Annotated in this window: 17 protein-coding genes; 7 read left to right on the top strand and 10 right to left on the bottom strand. The window is 59.3% G+C overall.

From position 1 onward, the window contains the following. Positions 1-186: 186 nt before the first annotated feature. Genes ACQK2L_RS16870 through ACQK2L_RS16880 form a run of 3 tightly spaced genes read right to left on the bottom strand, consistent with a single transcriptional unit; the run spans position 187 to position 3573 of the window. On the bottom strand, positions 187-1551 hold the full coding sequence (locus ACQK2L_RS16870; RefSeq protein ID WP_425398199.1) for an aspartate aminotransferase family protein: 1365 nt from the start codon (positions 1549-1551) through the stop codon (positions 187-189). 52 nt (positions 1552-1603) lie between these two features. After that, the gene (locus ACQK2L_RS16875; RefSeq protein ID WP_425398200.1) at positions 1604-1957 is read right to left on the bottom strand and encodes a hypothetical protein; all 354 of its coding nucleotides are present in this window, start codon (positions 1955-1957) and stop codon (positions 1604-1606) included. A 47-nt stretch (positions 1958-2004) separates the two neighbouring features. Continuing rightward, positions 2005-3573 carry a uracil-xanthine permease family protein gene (locus tag ACQK2L_RS16880; RefSeq protein WP_425398201.1) on the bottom strand — a complete coding sequence of 523 codons (1569 nt, stop codon included), beginning with the start codon at positions 3571-3573 and terminating at the stop codon, positions 2005-2007. 126 nt (positions 3574-3699) lie between these two features. On the opposite strand from ACQK2L_RS16880, the gene ACQK2L_RS16885 reads away from it, so the two are divergent. Next, complete coding sequence (locus ACQK2L_RS16885; protein ID WP_425398202.1) at positions 3700-4311, top strand: hypothetical protein; 612 nt, start codon at positions 3700-3702, stop codon at positions 4309-4311. Positions 4312-4338: 27 nt separating this feature from the next. After that, positions 4339-5184 carry an ABC transporter permease gene (locus ACQK2L_RS16890; RefSeq protein WP_425398203.1) on the top strand — a complete coding sequence of 282 codons (846 nt, stop codon included), beginning with the start codon at positions 4339-4341 and terminating at the stop codon, positions 5182-5184. A 15-nt stretch (positions 5185-5199) separates the two neighbouring features. Here ACQK2L_RS16890 and ACQK2L_RS16895 read toward each other — a convergent pair whose 3' ends face one another. Continuing rightward, positions 5200-5616, bottom strand: coding sequence for a secondary thiamine-phosphate synthase enzyme YjbQ (locus ACQK2L_RS16895; RefSeq protein WP_425398204.1), 417 nt, complete (start codon positions 5614-5616; stop codon positions 5200-5202). 58 nt (positions 5617-5674) lie between these two features. Here ACQK2L_RS16895 and ACQK2L_RS16900 point away from each other — a divergent pair, with 58 nt between their 5' ends. Next, positions 5675-7804: a prolyl oligopeptidase family serine peptidase gene (locus ACQK2L_RS16900; RefSeq protein ID WP_425398205.1), complete on the top strand. Its 2130-nt coding sequence runs from the start codon at positions 5675-5677 to the stop codon at positions 7802-7804. 191 nt (positions 7805-7995) lie between these two features. On the opposite strand, the gene ispH is transcribed toward ACQK2L_RS16900, so the two are convergent. The 3 genes from ispH to ACQK2L_RS16915 all read right to left on the bottom strand — a co-directional run bounded on the left by ispH (position 7996) and on the right by ACQK2L_RS16915 (position 10482). Next, positions 7996-8931, bottom strand: a complete 936-nt coding sequence (gene ispH, locus ACQK2L_RS16905; protein ID WP_425398206.1) for a 4-hydroxy-3-methylbut-2-enyl diphosphate reductase — start codon at positions 8929-8931, stop codon at positions 7996-7998. Positions 8932-9078: 147 nt separating this feature from the next. After that, entirely contained in the window at positions 9079-9318 is a 240-nt protein-coding gene (locus tag ACQK2L_RS16910; RefSeq protein WP_425398207.1) for a hypothetical protein, read from the bottom strand. 336 nt (positions 9319-9654) lie between these two features. Continuing rightward, complete coding sequence (locus ACQK2L_RS16915; RefSeq protein ID WP_425398208.1) at positions 9655-10482, bottom strand: EF-hand domain-containing protein; 828 nt, start codon at positions 10480-10482, stop codon at positions 9655-9657. A gap of 479 nt (positions 10483-10961) precedes the next feature. Between ACQK2L_RS16915 and ACQK2L_RS16920 the strand changes: the two genes are divergently transcribed. The 3 genes from ACQK2L_RS16920 to ACQK2L_RS16930 all read left to right on the top strand — a co-directional run bounded on the left by ACQK2L_RS16920 (position 10962) and on the right by ACQK2L_RS16930 (position 12332). Then, positions 10962-11240 carry a flagellar biosynthesis anti-sigma factor FlgM gene (locus tag ACQK2L_RS16920; protein WP_425398209.1) on the top strand — a complete coding sequence of 93 codons (279 nt, stop codon included), beginning with the start codon at positions 10962-10964 and terminating at the stop codon, positions 11238-11240. A 25-nt stretch (positions 11241-11265) separates the two neighbouring features. Beyond that, entirely contained in the window at positions 11266-11640 is a 375-nt protein-coding gene (locus ACQK2L_RS16925) for a hypothetical protein (RefSeq protein WP_425398210.1), read from the top strand. Between the two features lie 194 nt (positions 11641-11834). Then, entirely contained in the window at positions 11835-12332 is a 498-nt protein-coding gene (locus tag ACQK2L_RS16930; RefSeq protein WP_425398211.1) for a Fur family transcriptional regulator, read from the top strand. Positions 12333-12436: 104 nt separating this feature from the next. Here the strand turns inward: ACQK2L_RS16930 and ACQK2L_RS16935 are convergent, their stop codons facing one another. Then, positions 12437-12682, bottom strand: a complete 246-nt coding sequence (locus ACQK2L_RS16935) for a hypothetical protein (protein ID WP_425398212.1) — start codon at positions 12680-12682, stop codon at positions 12437-12439. A gap of 160 nt (positions 12683-12842) precedes the next feature. After that, complete coding sequence (corA, locus tag ACQK2L_RS16940) at positions 12843-13982, bottom strand: magnesium/cobalt transporter CorA (RefSeq protein ID WP_425398213.1); 1140 nt, start codon at positions 13980-13982, stop codon at positions 12843-12845. A gap of 255 nt (positions 13983-14237) precedes the next feature. Between corA and ACQK2L_RS16945 the strand changes: the two genes are divergently transcribed. Beyond that, positions 14238-15455, top strand: a complete 1218-nt coding sequence (locus tag ACQK2L_RS16945; protein ID WP_425398214.1) for a hypothetical protein — start codon at positions 14238-14240, stop codon at positions 15453-15455. 20 nt (positions 15456-15475) lie between these two features. Here ACQK2L_RS16945 and ACQK2L_RS16950 read toward each other — a convergent pair whose 3' ends face one another. Then, complete coding sequence (locus ACQK2L_RS16950; protein ID WP_425398215.1) at positions 15476-16279, bottom strand: hypothetical protein; 804 nt, start codon at positions 16277-16279, stop codon at positions 15476-15478. Positions 16280-16293: the final 14 nt, after the last annotated feature.

Here is a 16293-nt window from a genome sequence, read left to right on the forward strand (position 1 = left end):
AGTCGTAGGGTGGGTGGTTCTGCCGCCATACAGCTTCAGCTATTGCCAGAAATCGTCGCCGGCAGGTTCACCCACCGGCTGTCTCTCCGGAGGGTGAACCTGTCGGCTGTAAAGTCTTACTCAAGGGGGCTGGCTTCTGCGCGCCGACAGAACCACCCACCCTACATGCTCCCGTGAACTCTGTGGTTAACTAGTTTTCTCCGCGCAGCCAGTCAGCACTTCATCCAGCATCGCCACCAGGTACTCGGCGTCGTCCTTCGTGATGCACATGGGAGGTTTGATGCGTAGCGTGTTGCCGTACAGGCCACCCTTGCCGATGATGACGTTGCGGTGTTTCATCGCTTCGAGCACATCGGCGGCCAGCTGGCTGGCGGGCTCGCGCGTTTTGCGGTCGGTCACGAGTTCCAGGCCCAGCATCAGGCCCATGCCGCGCACCTCGCCGATCGTCGGGTGTTTGTCGGCAAGTTCCAGTAGGCGATCCTTCAGGTAACCGCCCACTTCCAGCGAGTTTTGCTGTAGCCCGTCTTCGTCGATCACCTCGAGCGTCGCCAGGCCTTGCGTCATGCTGATGGGGTTGCCGCCGTAGGTGTTGAAGTGCACCCGGTTGTTCATTACCTCGGAGATCGCTTCGGTCGTGGTGAATGCGCCGAGCGGGATGCCATTGCCAATGCCTTTGGCCATGGTGATCGCGTCGGGGACGACGCCCCAATTCTGGTGCGACCAGTAGTGCGTGCCGGTGCGGCCGAAACCGCCTTGCACTTCATCGGCGATGCAGATACCGCCGTGGCGACGGACGATATCGTACACGATCTGGAAGTACTCCTTCGGCGGAGTGACCGCCCCGCCGACGCCCTGAATCGGCTCGCCAATGAAGCAAGCCACCTCGCCCGGCGTTTGGTACTTGATCACTTCTTCGACATCCCGGGCGCACTTCAGGTCGCACGATGGGTACTCCAACCCGTACGGGCAGCGGTAGCAGTAACCCGCATGCGTGTGATGAATGCCCGGCGCCTGGTTGGCTTTGAACTTCCAGGTGCCGTGCGCGGTGAGACCCATCGTGGTGGCGGTGCCACCATGGTACGCATTGCGGAGTGCGATCACGTCCGTGTTGCCGGTGTGCTCTCGGGCCGAGAGGATGGCGATCTCGTTCGCTTCGCTGCCCGAGTTGGTGAAGTACGAGCGCGAGAGTCCCTCGGGCATCTTTCCGGCGAGCTTCTCAGCGAACTGTGGCAGCGCGGGGTGCAGGTAGATGGTGGTGGTGTGCTGAAGCTGGCCCGTCTGCGCGCGAACCTTCTCGACGACCTTCGGGTGGCAGTGCCCGACACTCACCGTGACGATTCCGGCAAATGCATCGAGGTACCGCTCGCCGGTCTCGTCCCACACGTACTGCATGTGGCCGTCGACCACCATCAGCGGCTCGCGATAGTACGTGATCACGCCGGGTGAGACGTACTGTTTACGCAACGCGATCACTTCGTCCCGCGACGGACCTGTGTAAGGCTGCGGCGTATGGTTGACGATGGGGAGAGTGAGCTTGTCGGTGGTGCTCATGGTTGTTTCAAAAATGTGGAAGGAATACTGATGCCGGAAAATGCGGAGAGATTTAGTTGACTTCCACGCTGTAGGAACTGCAGATCACATCTAATGATCCGACGGCATTGAAGTTGAATCTGTAATGATGGTGGTCTCGCCCTTCGTTATCTACGATGGATTGACGAATGTGTTCCGCAAGCCACTTGGAGTTTTCAATCTCACACGAGCCATCGTAAGGTTCGCTCTCAAGGAGTATTTCGATTCCTTGCCAACGAAACGCGTAAACTCCCAGGAATCGCACCGTCACCCAGCGTTCTCTCCAGTCGCGAAACTTGGCGACGAGGACCTCGCCATCGTATTGCAATTCAGGCAATTCCGCATCAGTCGTGGAAAAGCCTGGATCAAGTGGACGAGCGGTATCCAAGTATATGCTCCGTGCACCGTGGTTGAAAAGTTTAGCGGCGTATCCGTTCAGTCCACATCCACGTCGCCACCTTCGGGCACCAGGACGCCGGGGCCTTCGGCGAGGCCGCGTTCCTCGGGGGTGCCGGGTACGACGTTGTCGAGCACGATACCGAGTATAGCAGCCACGGCCATGCCCGACTGGCCGATCGCCAGCACCACGTCGCGGATCTCGGATGGCATCCAAGCGACGTCCTGCCTGCCGGTGCTAAAGTCGCCAAAGTAGAACGCCACGCTAAGGCCCATAAATAGGGAAAAACCACCGACGAACAGATTGCGGTCGCTGTTCAAGTCGGCCCTTGCGAACTGCCGCACACCGACCGCGGCAATCAACCCGAACATGGTGCAGTAGAGTCCGCCCACCACGGGCTCGGGGATGGCAGCGGCGAACGCGCCGAATTTGCCGAACAGTCCCAGCAGTATCAAGATCACACCGCCCAGTTGCACCACGTAGCGACTTGCCACCTTCGTGAGCCCTACCAGTCCGATGTTCTCCGAGTAGCTGGTGCTGCTGAAGCCGCCGAAGATGCCGGTCAACGCGCAGCCCACGCCCTCGAAGCCGATGCCGCGTGAGATTTCTTCCGGTGTGGGGTCGCCCGCGCCGGCGATGTTCTTGCAGGCGTGGTAGTCGCCGAACGATTCGATCATCGATGCGAGATACCCGGCCAGCACGGCGACCGTTGCGCTGGTGGTGAATTGAGGCCAACCCCAAGGCAAGATGACGTCGGTGGTGCGCACCCAATCGACATGATGGAAGGCCGACAGGTCGACATAGCCAGGTGTATCGGGTGTGTACACGCCGTTCCAGGTGAGGATCGCGCAGTAGGTGACCATTACCACGATGGCCGAGAGCATTGGAAACAGCTGCAGGAATGTCACCTTGCGCGACAGCACCAGCGCGAACAGGCTGATCAAGACGATGGTGCCGGTGCTCACCGGCCAGTTGGAAGCTGCCTTGGGTGCGCCAAACTGATAGAGCGCCAGGCCGATGAGCATGATTACCGGTCCCACGACCACCGGTGAAAGAAAGCGTCGCAAAAAACCCATCAGGCCGCTGAAGCCTACGACGATCTCGAACAACGCGCCGAGTAAGATCGCACCGGCGATGGTCTGCATGCCCGCCGCGCCGGCCGCCTGCCACTGTTCGACCAGCGGCGCGAGCGTCTCGGGGTTCACCGAGTCGGAACTTGCCGGCGCCCAATCGATACCGCGTTGTTCATGCACACTGGCAATAATGGCGCCGAACGCCGCCAGGAACGAGAACGATACTCCCTGGATGATCGGTAGCCGCGAGCCGAACGACGACTGCAGTAATGTGGCGATGCCGCTACAGAGCATGACGCTCGAGATCAACAAAGCGATGTTAGTGAGCTGCAACTCCCTGAGTTGGGCTTGGACAATACCGGAAGCTTCTTCGGGAATTGGCCACAGTTGTTTGCCGAACATCAAAGGTACGACGACCGTCGAGCCGAACATGGTGAGCACGTGCTGGGCGGCCAGGATCACCGCGCGGGGAAAAGGCGGCTTGTCGTCGAGGCGGTAGAGAATCTGGCCGTACGGAATTTGATTGTCAGGCATGGAGAGGTGGAGTGTTTGGAGATCGAAGAGTGTCGATCCATTGTCGATTTTCCTCCCGCACGTGTAAATGCCGAATGGCCAGCGGCGGGCTCCACCTGAGAACGGCTGCCATGGTACACTAGTGGGATGGCAAGCGAAACCAATATCGCTGGCGTAGTCGGGTTTGGCGACGACCTTCTGGAAAGGATGGTGCGCGCGGTGGAAAAGGTACGCGAGCGACTGCAGCGATCGACCACCGCCCTCGAAGCGGCCGAGGTGCCGTACGCAGTGATTGGCGGCAACGCCGTGGCCGCTTGGGTGTCGACTGTCGATCCCGGCGCGGCACGCAACACGGTGGACGTCGATCTGTTGATCGACCGTAGCGACTTGGATCGCACCAAAGCGGCGCTCGAAGGCGCCGGGTTTGTCCATTATGAATTGATGGACGTCCACATGTTCCTCGACGGTCCCGATGGCAGCCCTCGCGACGCGGTGCATTTGCTGTTCGCTGGCGAGAAGGTTAAACAGGACTATCACGCCGCCGCACCGGAGTTGCGCATCGACCAGACTCAGCAGCCCTACCGACTCTTGGAACTGGAGGCGTTGGTCGTGATGAAACTCACGTCGTTTCGCCGCAAGGACCAGGTGCATGTGCTTGACTTGATCGAGACCGGCTTGGTTGACCAGTCGTGGACCAAGAAGTTGCAACCCGAGCTTGCCACGCGACTTCAAGAACTTCTCGACAATCCCGACGGCTGAACGACGGAGTTTTCCCTTAAGACCGATATGCCAGACCTGACGCTCTATCCCCGGCTGTTTCTCACCTTCGCGCGAAACAGCCTGATTCGCGACATGACGTTTCGCACTAACTTCCTGATCGAAGTGGTGTCGAGCATCGGTTGGATGGCGATGAATCTGGGGTTTTATCTTTTGGTGTTTCAATACACCAACACCATTGGCGATCCCAACCATCCCGAGACGGGCTGGAACCAATGGCAGTTCTTTGTGTTTATCGCGACCACGATGTTCATCAACAGCCTGGTGCAGGCGTTGTTCATGCCGAATGCCCAAGAGATGAGCGAGCTGGTTCGCACCGGCGGGCTCGATTTTGCACTACTGAAGCCAATCGACGCGCAGTTCCTGCTTTCCCTGCGCCGGATCAACTGGTCGTCGCTAGGCAACTTCGTGGTCGCCTTCGCGGTGCTGATCTACGCCAGCGGCCATATTGAGCACGACGCGTTCCAGCCGATCCAATACTTTCTGTATCCCTGCTACATCGTCTGCGGAGTGTTGATCTTGTACAGCGTGATGATTTCGCTGGCGGCCACCAGCATCTGGTTGGGCCGGAACCAGACACTCTACGACTTCTGGTTCTACATCACCAACTTTTCGCGGTATCCCTTGGAGATCTACGGCGGCAATGCACTGGGCAACGCGCTACGGACGGTCTTTACGTACATCGTACCAGTGCTAGTCGTGGTGAACGTGCCTGCGCGAATGATGGCCAAGCCGCTTACCGCCGAGTATGCGTGGCTGGCAGGCTTTGCGCTGTTGGCCACGGTGGTTTCGCTCGTCGTGAGTCGCTGGATTTTCCAGCGAGCTTTGGCCAGCTACCGCAGCGCGAGTAGCTAGCGAGCGGGCTCGCCGCTACTCTCCCTGCACGGTTACCACGACGTAGCGATTGCGAGGGCGGATATCGCATTCCAGGTGGACAATTTGCTGCCAGGTGCCGAGGACTGGTCGACCTTCGGCCACCGGGATGGTGATCCCCGGGCCAAGCCACGTGGCCTGTAGGTGCGAATGGGCATTGCCATCATGCCAAGCCAGTTCGTGCCCATAGTCGCGGCTGGGCGGGGCCAGGCGGTTGAGCAGCTGTGGCAGATCTTCCGCGAGTCCCGGTTCGAACTCGATGGCCACGATCACTCCGGTGCTGCCGACATTGAAAATATGCGCGGTGCCGGTTTGAATAGAGCTGCTGGCAATCACGCCAGCGACCCGCTCGGTGATGTCGGACATATCGCCGTGGCCCGACGTTTCCAGCTGGAAGCGATCTTGATGAACCATCGCACTATCCTATCCGTCTACTAAGAAAACGCCTTCGCACCACATAGCAGGGACTTCCATGCGCCTAGTTTTCAGCATTTGCCTCACGTTGTTCACAGCACTGTCTAGCCTCGGGGAGAGTATGGCCATCGAGTATCCCGCCACACGGCGGGTCGACCACATCGACAATTATCATGGCACCGACGTTGCCGATCCGTACCGCTGGCTGGAGGCCGATGTTCGCGAGTCGGACGAAGTTGCCGGTTGGGTCGAAAGTCAAAGCGAGTTCGCTCAGAAGTATCTGACTGCAATACCCTCGCGCGAAGTCTTCGCAAGTCGATTGGAAGAATTGTACAACTACGAACGCTTTTCGGCTCCCAGCCGAAAGGGGGGTAAGTACTTCTACTTCAAGAACGATGGCCTGCAGGATCAGGCGGTGCTATATGTCGCAAAATCCGACACCGATGTCGGACGAGTGCTACTCGACCCGAACACTTGGAGCGAGGATGGAACCGTGGCCCTGTCTTCGTTCTCGGTCAGCGAGGATGGCAAGCTGATCGCGTTCAGTAAGAGCGCTTCGGGTTCCGACTGGAAGACGATCCACATTATGGAGATCGAAACCGGCAAGATGCACGACGACGTGATCGAGTGGGTGCGGTTCGGCGGTGTGGACTGGGACCATTCCGGCACAGGCTTCTACTACGCGCGCTATCCCGAGCGCAATGCAGACGAGAAGCACCAATCGGTCGCCCTGAATCAGAAGATCTACTACCACACGCTCGGCACGCCCCAAGCAGAGGACCGCTTGGTGTACGAGCGGCCGGACCATCCCGACTGGTCGTTCGGCGTGAGCATCACTGACGACGGCCAATGGATGGTGCTTTACATCTCCAACGGCACCGATCCGCAGAACCAGATCTGGATAAAGAGCCTCACCGGGGGCGACGAAGAGTTTCGCCCGATCGTGGACAGCTTCGACCACGAGTACGCGCTACTCGCCAGCCAGGGCAACCAGTTGTACTTTCTAACCGACGAGTCGGCACCTCAGAAGCGAATTGTCGCCATCGACGCGGCGAAGCCCGACGAGTTTTTCGAAATCGTGCCCGAGCGCGATGCCACGCTGGTGGATGCCGATCTGGTGGGCGGCCGGCTGATCGCGCAATACCTTAAGGACGTGCATACAGAAGTGGAGATGTTCACGCCCGAGGGCGAGCCGCTGGGCAAGGTGCACCTGCCGGGCATTGGTTCGGCCAACGGTTTTGGCGGCCGCGAGGAGTACCAGGAAACGTATTTCACCTTCACCAACGCGGTGACGCCCACCAGCATCTACCGGCTCGACATCAAGAGCGGCGAAACCACCGTCCTCCGCCGCCCGCAGATTGATTTCGACCCCGACAAGTACGAGGTCGAGCAGGTGTTCTACGCCAGCAAGGACGGCACCAAGATCCCCATGACCATCGCCCACCGGAAGGGGCTGAAGAAAGATGGCAACAACCCCACATTGCTATACGCCTACGGCGGGTTCAACATATCACTGACGCCGCGGTTCTCTGTGGACTACGTGGTGTGGATGGAGCAAGGTGGTGTCGTGGCCATACCGAACCTCCGCGGTGGCGGCGAGTACGGTGAAGATTGGCACGTGGCCGGCAAGAAAGAGAAAAAGCAGAACGTGTTCGATGACTTCATTGCCGCCGCCGAGTGGCTGATCGACAACAAGTACACCAGCAGCGAGCGGCTTGCCATCCGCGGCGGCAGCAACGGAGGCCTGTTGGTCGGCGCGGTGATGATCCAGCGGCCCGAACTGTTCGGGGCGTGCCTGCCCGCGGTCGGCGTGATGGACATGCTGCGTTTCCACAAGTTCACCGCCGGCCAGTTCTGGCGAACCGAGTACGGTTCGTCCGACGAGCCGGAAGACTTCTTGTATCTCTTGGCGTACTCGCCCTACCACAACGTCGAACAAGGCACGGCCTACCCGCCCACCATGGTGACCACGGCCGACACCGACGACCGCGTAGTACCGATGCACAGCTTCAAGTTCGCCGCCGCACTGCAACACGCCCAAGCCGGCGACGACCCAATCCTCTTGCGAGTAGAACTAAAAGCAGGCCACGGCGCCGGCACGCCCATCTCGAAGCACATCGACCAGGTCGCCGACATGTGGGCGTTCCTGGCGAAGACATTTGATATGGAGATTGTTGAGAAGGAGTGACGTCTTGTGTGGAACTGACGACTTGTGTCATTCCGAAGGGAGTCCAGCGACCGAGGAATCTGGCTTGGAGCTCTCGTGCACTATGCACCTGGGGAGTACTGAACGGCGCACTCCTCGTTTGGCGATGCGTCTCGGCGCGGCCATGTAGATTTCTCGGTCGTGGAACTCCCGTCGAAATGACACAACCCGCCCTACTTCACCGAAACCGCCCGCAATTCTTTCGGCAGCGGGAACGACACACTCTCCTCGCGGGTAGTGCGTACTTCGACTGTCGCATCGTACTCGTCGCGCAAGAAGTCGAGGCACTCTTCCACCACGACCTCCGGCGCACTTGCGCCAGCGGTGATTAGCACGGTGTCGACTCCCTTGAGCCATGCGGCCTGGATGTCGCTGGCGCCATCGATCAGGTGGGCGGCGACGCCGCGTTCGCGGGCCAGTTCGGCGAGCCGTTGGCTGTTGGAACTATTCTGACTACCGAGCACCAACACCAACTCCGCCTCGCCGCATAGCAGGGCGACGGCCTCCTGGCGGTTTTGCGTCGCGTAGCAAATGTCGTCCTTCGGCGGGCTGGCGATTTTGGGGAACCGCTCCTTCAGTCCCGAGATAATACGGTTTGCATCGTCGACGCTTAACGTGGTTTGCGTCAGGTAGGCCAGTTTCGACTCGTCGGCCACCTTGAGATCGGCCACGTCCTCGGGCGACTCGACGAGCACAATCGCCTCGGGCGCTTCGCCCATGGTGCCCACGACTTCGTCGTGACCTTCGTGGCCAATCAGAAAAATCGTGTAGCCCTGCTTGGCGTATTTGATCGCCTCGAGGTGAACCTTGGTCACCAGCGGGCAGGTGGCGTCGATGGCGGTAAGCTTTCGCTCACGGGCGGCTTGGCGCACCTCGGGCGAGACGCCGTGGGCGGAGAATAGCAGCGTCGCCCCGTGTGGCACTTCCTCAAGGTGATCGACAAACACCACGCCTTTTTCGCGGAAGTGCGTTACCACGTACTTGTTGTGCACGATTTCGTGATACACGTACAGCGGCGGGCCGAATGCTCGCAGGGCGATTTCAAGCGAGTCGATCGCCATGTTCACACCGGCACAAAATCCGCGTGGGCTGGCAAGAAGTACTTTCATCGGGCAGTCAGGCAGGGCTTAGTTGCTGTGGATTTATGCAGCATACTTCGCCCACGGCCTATGCGACAGGGACAAACGCACGTATTCCCGCCCGGTAGTACTGAAAGTGTGGAGAAAAGTCGCCGGCCGATGACCAAAAGTCGCCTGTTACCACAGGTCTTCGTCCGGCAGCACGTCTTCGGGCGGATTGGTTACGTCGGCTTGCCCAAAGTGGAATGGAGTTGGTCGGGTGCAATGCATCTGGCGTGTGAGATGCTCGGCCACCAGTTGGGCCAGACTTTCGTCCAGAGTGTGGGCGAACTCTCTGTAGGCATCCAGATCGTAGTCGACTGGTTGCAACCAGAGCTGTGCGGAGAAGATCGATTTATCGGCGTCACGAGCGGACATCGGGGCCTCCCTCTTCTGTATAGACCCGGCGGGAATTTTCCGCAACGTTTTGGTCTCCGGAGAGAGCAACCCGTCACCAACTATTACGTGAGACACGGAGTAATTGTTCCAGGTTCGATGTACCACACTACCTGAATAAAAGGAATGCAGAACTCCGAACCTATGGTATGGTAGCCGGACCTTATCTATTCGCCACACCAGAAATTTTCTTTGGTGTGTTGCGGCTGAATTGCCGTCATAAAGAAAGCGACTGTTGTCGTGCGAGGATTACAGCGCTAGCGGCGAGTTGTACCACAGGCCGATTGTGGGCACCCACAAGAGTTGTGGGCTGCCACATCATTCGCTTGGCGACTGCGACATCCGTTGCATGATACGCGACGCCTGCTGGGCGGCGGCCAGGTACTCGCGCTCGGTGAGTTCGCCATCGCCGTTACGATCGCCCAGGCGGAAGAGTCTTCGCCAACGATTGGCGCCCTGTTCGGGAATCTCGTCCCGTTCGAGCTTGCCATCCTTGTTCGCGTCGACCAGTTGAAACAGCGCGAGCGACTGCTTGGGGTCGCGCAAGAATTCTTCGCGCCTCGGCGCGCGAGAGAATCGCATCGCCGCATCGCCCTGCTCGCGATCGAGCTTCTTGAGTTCGCGCTCGACGTTCAAGTTGAGTCGACGCACGGTGCGCTGCGCCATCCCTCGTAGTCGCGGGCCGCCGCGCGCGAGTTCGAAGCGGTTGATGCGGTCGTCGTCGTTGCGATCGAACTGATCGGAAATCTGGTCGAACGTGCGCTTCAACTCTTCGGGGGCTTCACTCTTGGTCAGCACTCCGTCGCCGTTGATGTCGAGCTTCAGCAAGAGCAGGCGGATTTCATCCGCACCGGGCCCTTCGGCTGATTGTTTCTCTTCGATCGGCTTGGCGGGGCGGCGGGGCTTGGTAGCGGTGCGCCACTCACCTTCGGTCAACTGACCATCGCCATTGGAGTCGCCCAATCGTACCAACCGGGAGAACAGTCGCGCCTGGCTGCTGGGTAGCTCTTCGGCAGTCAACATGCCATCGCCACTGGTATCCAGCCGTGCGAACAAGCCCTGGTCGGCCACACGGATGTCGTCGGCCGCAGTGGGGGTGGTCGCAAAGATAACGAAACCAGCGAGCAGCATCGCGTGACGAATCATGGTCCAACTCTCCCAAATAGCCCCAACAACCGGACTCAACGGCCTTACAGGTTCAAACCCCAACGTTTGCTAGCGGTTTCGCCCTGTAGGTGCTGTGCTTTCGCCCCACAGGCCCTGCTGCGTTGTTTTTTCGCCTCACCCGCATGATACTCGGCCAGCGTAGAGCCCGCAAAGCTCGTACACGCGGTACCTTGCATTTGATTACGACCCAGAGGGGAAAATTCCATTTGGACGCTAGCACGGCCGATGAAACTACTGGCGAGGCAGTGCCACCTGGCATTCCTCCGCCCGCAGCTCCTCGTCCCCTCGCGTCCCCCTCTGCGAACCCGAGAGCCCGACACCACGTACCACGACCTGACAGCCCGTTCGCACTACGGAATGGCGAATTGCGAAGCGTCAGGTTGCCCTTGACCCCACACCGACAAAGCTTTAGAAATTGGCCGCGAACGGACGCACTTTGGCCGCGGGAACCACTCATCATGCAAATCAACGGCACCCATCAAATCCATGGCACTCAAGCCCTGAACGGCCCCCATTTCAACAATCGGCCGCAGCAGGCCACCAGCGCAGGCTCTGCGCAGCCGGTCGATCAACTCGACCTGTCGCCAGCTGCCTTAGCCGCTTCGGAGTCGACCACCGGCGACGGCATTCGCGCCGACCTAGTGGCCCAACTCCGCCAGGAGATCGCCAGCGGCACTTACGAGACGGCCGACAAGCTGGAAACGGCGGTCGATCGCCTGTTCGACTCGATGGGCTAACTTCGTCGAGCCCTAAGGGGCGAACATGCGATTTCGCCTGAGGTCCCTGCTGGTCGTCGTCACGGGTTGTTGTCTCGCGCTCGGACTCTGGATTTCCTGGCCGCAGCACACGGCGCGGCGTTTTGAGAGACTGCTGCGCGCAGGTGAGTTAGATCGCATTCAATCGATGCTGGCTGCTGGCGACGTCGCAGGCCCACCGATCACGATGACGATTGACGCTGGATACGACTTCACCATCGAGCCTCGAGGTTCAACACTCAGCGACTACGCCCTCGGACGCCGCCGGTACACACTCAAGACGCCCTACGGTTGGTGCGAATTTACGGCGCAGCAGGGACGCTTGGTGGAGTTGCGCGACCGTTATTTCTACGGCGGCGTGGAATTCGTCACCGTGTTCTGATGCTGCTGTTTGGCCGCTTAGAAGGCTCGAGTTTCGCTTTCAATAATTTCGCACTTCCGCCTGTTTTTAAAGTTTGCTCCTCCAGCGGCGGTTTTCTCGTCGGTTGTTCAAGGGTGCTTGTGAGCCTAAAATGGGTATTAGTCGGCGTCGCCGGCTAGTAACTGGCCTTTTGATTCGTCATTTCAGTCCTGCGCATGGCCAACGAGTTTGCCTTAGAATCCATTGAAGTCTCTTCGTCGCCGCGCGAGCGGTTCGTCGAGTATTTGCAGAGCCGTGGCAAGCGGGTCACGCAGCAACGTTTGCAAATCGTCGATCGTATCTTCGAGCGGCACGACCACTTCGACGCCGACGAGCTAATCGCCAGCCTCGGCCAGGTCGACGCCAAGATCAGCCGCGCGACCGTCTACCGCACGCTCGACGAATTGGTCGACGCCGGGCTGCTGAAGGCCATGACGCTCACCGGTCGACGGGTCTACGAGCACGATTATGGCTACCCTCAGCACGACCACCTGCACTGCAAAAAGTGCGACCAGTTAATCGAATTCGCCAGCGACGAGCTAGTAGCCCTCCGCGACGCCGTGGCCCGCAAGAACGGTTTTCGCGTAACCGGCCACCGCTTGATCATCTCCGGCATCTGCGCCGACTGCCAGAAGAAGCAGAACCGAGCCAAGTCGCCGCTGGATTTGATCTGACGCAGCGATAGATTTCACCCTCCCTCCGGGAGCGTCGCGGCTGCACTTGCCGCGGGGAGGGCTGCTAACGGCCTAGCTCGTTTGGCAAGCAAGCGTCTCCGGGCCTATTCGCCGTCGTGCCTGTTCATCTCGGCGTTGTACTTTTTCTTCGCGTGATTGACAGCAATGTACGCTTCTGCTGCCTCGCCCACCGCGGCGACTAGGCAGATCCACCAGGCATTGGCCAATAGCCAATGGTCGTGTCCCCTGAACGCGAGCAGTGCCAGACCGGCAACGATCCAGCAGATGAATAGAGTAACTTGAAGTTTCAGATAAGAAGGGTACGGCAGGTTGAGGAAGAGATACTTCACTCTCATATCATTGTACGACATAGCGAATCCCAATAGGCGACCAAACCGGTGGTGAAAGGGTTGTTTTACCCTCAGGCATCAGTCGCAGCAATTATAGTCGCCGTGTTTGGTCGATGCACGGTCTCAACACGGCACCGCGTTGCAAGCAGCGACAAAGGGCCTAACCCTCCCCGCAATCCTCTGGGCCCTCGGTCAAATCCTCCATCTTCAACCAGCCATGGCGGTAGAAAAAGCTGAACAGCCCAGTCGCAATCCCCGCCATGACCAACAGCACGACGACGTAGGCGTACGGCACGTTGAGTTCCGGCATGTTGCCAGGTAGATGCTGGTTGAAGTTCATGCCGTATAGGCCGGTGATGAAGCTGAGCGGCATGAACACCGTGGCGATGATCGTGAGTACCTTCATGATCTCGTTCATGCGGTGATTGATCGACGAGAGGTGAAAGTCGCGCAGGTCGTTGCACATCTCGCGGTAGGTGTCGAGCAGGTCCATCAACTGGATGACGTGGTCGAAGCAGTCTCGCAGGTAGAGCTGCGTTTCGGCGTGGAACAAGTCGATCGGGTCGGGCATCAGTCGCACCAAGGCGTCGCGCAGCGGGCGGATGGCGCGGCGCAGCATCATCAATTCGCCACGGATGCCGTGCAGGTGCCGCATGAAGCTGTGGGAGTGTTCGCGGGACGCGGCGCTGTCCAGATCCTCCAGTACCTCGCCGCGACTGTCGACGATGGGAAAGTACGCGTCGACCACCGCATCGATAATGGCATAGCACAGATAGTCGGCTCCCACGCTCCGAATACGTCCGCGCGACTTGCGCAACCGTTCGCGCACCGGGTCGAGGCAGTCGCCGGGCCGCTCCTGAATGGTTAGCAGGAAGTTCTTCCCCAGAAAGATGCTCAGTTGTTCGTTGTCGATACCTGCGTGTCCGGCTAGCATGCGAACCACGATGAACAGCCGGTCGTCGTACTCTTCGACCTTCGCCCTCTGGTGCACGTTCACCACGTCTTCCATGGCCAGCCGGTGCAGCCCAAACAACTCGCCCAGTTGCTCGAGTTTGGCAGGATCGCCAAGGCCCTCGACATTCACCCAGGTAACGCCCTTGCCCTTGAGGTACGGCTCCAACTCGCTCACCTCCGTCACTTCTCGTTCCTCGTAGTGACCATTGGTGTAATGGATCAACTCGATCGTCGGTTGGTGGGCGTCGTGCTTCACCTTGATGGTGCCGGGCGACGAGCCGGGTGGTGTGTGGCGACGGATGCGCGGTGTGAGCGACTTCAGGCGGCGCTGGATCGAAAGGAGCATGATGAGCCTTGAGTTCGAAACCAATAGGAGCAGTGGGCGAGGCCATTCTAGCGACTTCCGCCGTTTCGACGCAGACCAACTCGCACGATGGGGAGATCACGTCTCCGATGGGCATGGGGCCCTCTGTAGAATGGCCGTCGTGTTACGGCTTGGCACTGCCGTGTCAGGCGTCGTGGATCTCTTTTCTTGGCTCGGCGTGTGTAGAATAATGGAGGGCTCCCAAACCCTGCCGATGTTCGACATACGAGAGCGACGATGAAACTCCATAAAGTCAGCCAGCAACTGGCCAGTAATCCCATTGCCGATGTCCCCCAGGCCGTGTTCGCTGCGCTCGATGGTCTCGGGCGCGACGTGCCCCAGGGGCGGGTGGCGATTACTTGCGGTAGCCGCGGCATCTCGAATATCGCGGCCATCACCCGGGCGGCGGGCGACTGGCTCAAGAGCCGCGGGGCGGAACCATTCCTGGTGCCCTGTATGGGATCGCACAATGGAGCCACCGCGCCGGGGCAGCGGGCGATGATCGAGTCGCTCGGCATCACCGAAGAGGCGATGGAGATGCCGATCCTCGCGTCGATGGACGTAGTGGAGATCGGCGAGACCTTCACCGGGCCGATCACTGTTGACCGCAACTGCTACGAAGCCGACGGCGTGCTGGTCTTGAACCGCATCAAGCTCCACACCTGCTTCACCGGGCCGATCCAAAGCGGCCTGATGAAAATGATGACCATCGGCATGGGCAAGATCAACGGCGCGCGGACCTTTCACAAGGTGCCTTGCTTGGACAAAGCCAAGGCGATCGTCGCCCTGGGCGAGGCAATCATCAACACCGGTAAGATCTTTGCCGGCTTGGGCATCCTGGAAGACGGTTTCGACCAGACTGCCGAGCTGCACGCCCTGGCGCCGGAGCAGTTCCTCGACGAAGAACCAAAGCTGCTGGAACACTACACCAACGACTACTTCCCCAAGCTGCCGGTCGACGAACTAGATGTCTTGATCGTCGACCAGATCGGCAAGACGTTCAGCGGCCTGGGCATGGACCCCAACGTGATCGGCCGCCGCGGCATCGAGGGCGTGCCCGACTTCCCATCGCCCAGGATCGGCAGCATCGCCGCCTTGGAACTCACCCCGGCGTCGCAAGGCAACGCGTTGGGCTTCGGCCTGGGCGACTGCATCACGCAGCACCTGCACGACGCGATTGACTTCAACAAAACGCGAATCAACGCCGAAACTACCGGCGACATGGACCGCATCCGCATGTGCCACGTGGCGAAGGACGATGTGGAAGCCTTGGACTGGTGCCAACAGCGCTCCGGCACCGACCGCTGGTTGGTAGTGCCCAACACCCTGCACCTGGGTTCGATCTACGCGAGCGAAGGACTCGTGGATGAACTCTCAGAGCATCCTTTGTGCACGGTGGACGCGGAGACCGTGGAGCCGGAATTTGTGGATGGGAGGATGCGATTGGGGTTTTAGAAGCGGTGCATGATGTCCTGCTAGTACAGAAAACCAAGTGCTGCGGTCAAACTGCTTTCGTACCCGATTCTTGTCTCGGTTCTTATCGAAAATCTCTCGTACATGATCAACGAGACGCCACCGATTAGGACGAACGGTGATTCCTGTCGGAGCTTGATACGCATGTCGGCACTGAATCCGCTATCGGGATATACCGCATGCAGATCGGCTTGGCTATGAAAGATCGAGACGCCTCCGCCTACATAATACACGGTGGTTAGGGAGTCGGCCGGTTCGATCACCAGCGCGCCAATGAGTGCTCCTCCGAGTTCAAACAGCTCCACATCCCCTTCGCTGTAGTAGGAGCCCACTCCGGACTCGTCGCCGCGCAAGCTGACGTCGTAACCCGGGCAGTAGTGCGTGTGTCCTTGAAGGCTAAGGACAACCGGTTCGGCATCTAAAAACACGGTGCGAACGCCGCCACCTACCAATAGGCTGCTCTTTGCATCGCTGGAGTCCTCGTTATACGCGCCAAGGTCTCCATACACGGAGAAGTATTCGGACAAATACCAAGTACTACGAGCCAGCGACACATCTGCAGCGGTGCGCACTATGACATCTGGGTCGGGCGACAAAGAGCCCCCAAAGCTACCTCCAGAATCATGAATCACAAAGGAAATGGAGGTGTCGTCAATGTTGCGGTCGAATCGCTCGTACAGTAACTCCTGACGAAACGTGCGTCCGGTATCGCGACGATAGACCGGATCGCCAAGGTCGAAACCCCAGCTATTGCACGAGACTGCTACAGCCATCAGTAGCATGGCGGCAGTAACGACTGCTCTCATGACATCACCGGCTT

Source organism: Aeoliella sp., from assembly GCF_965227375.1.
Taxonomy (GTDB): Bacteria; Planctomycetota; Planctomycetia; order Pirellulales; family Lacipirellulaceae; genus Aeoliella.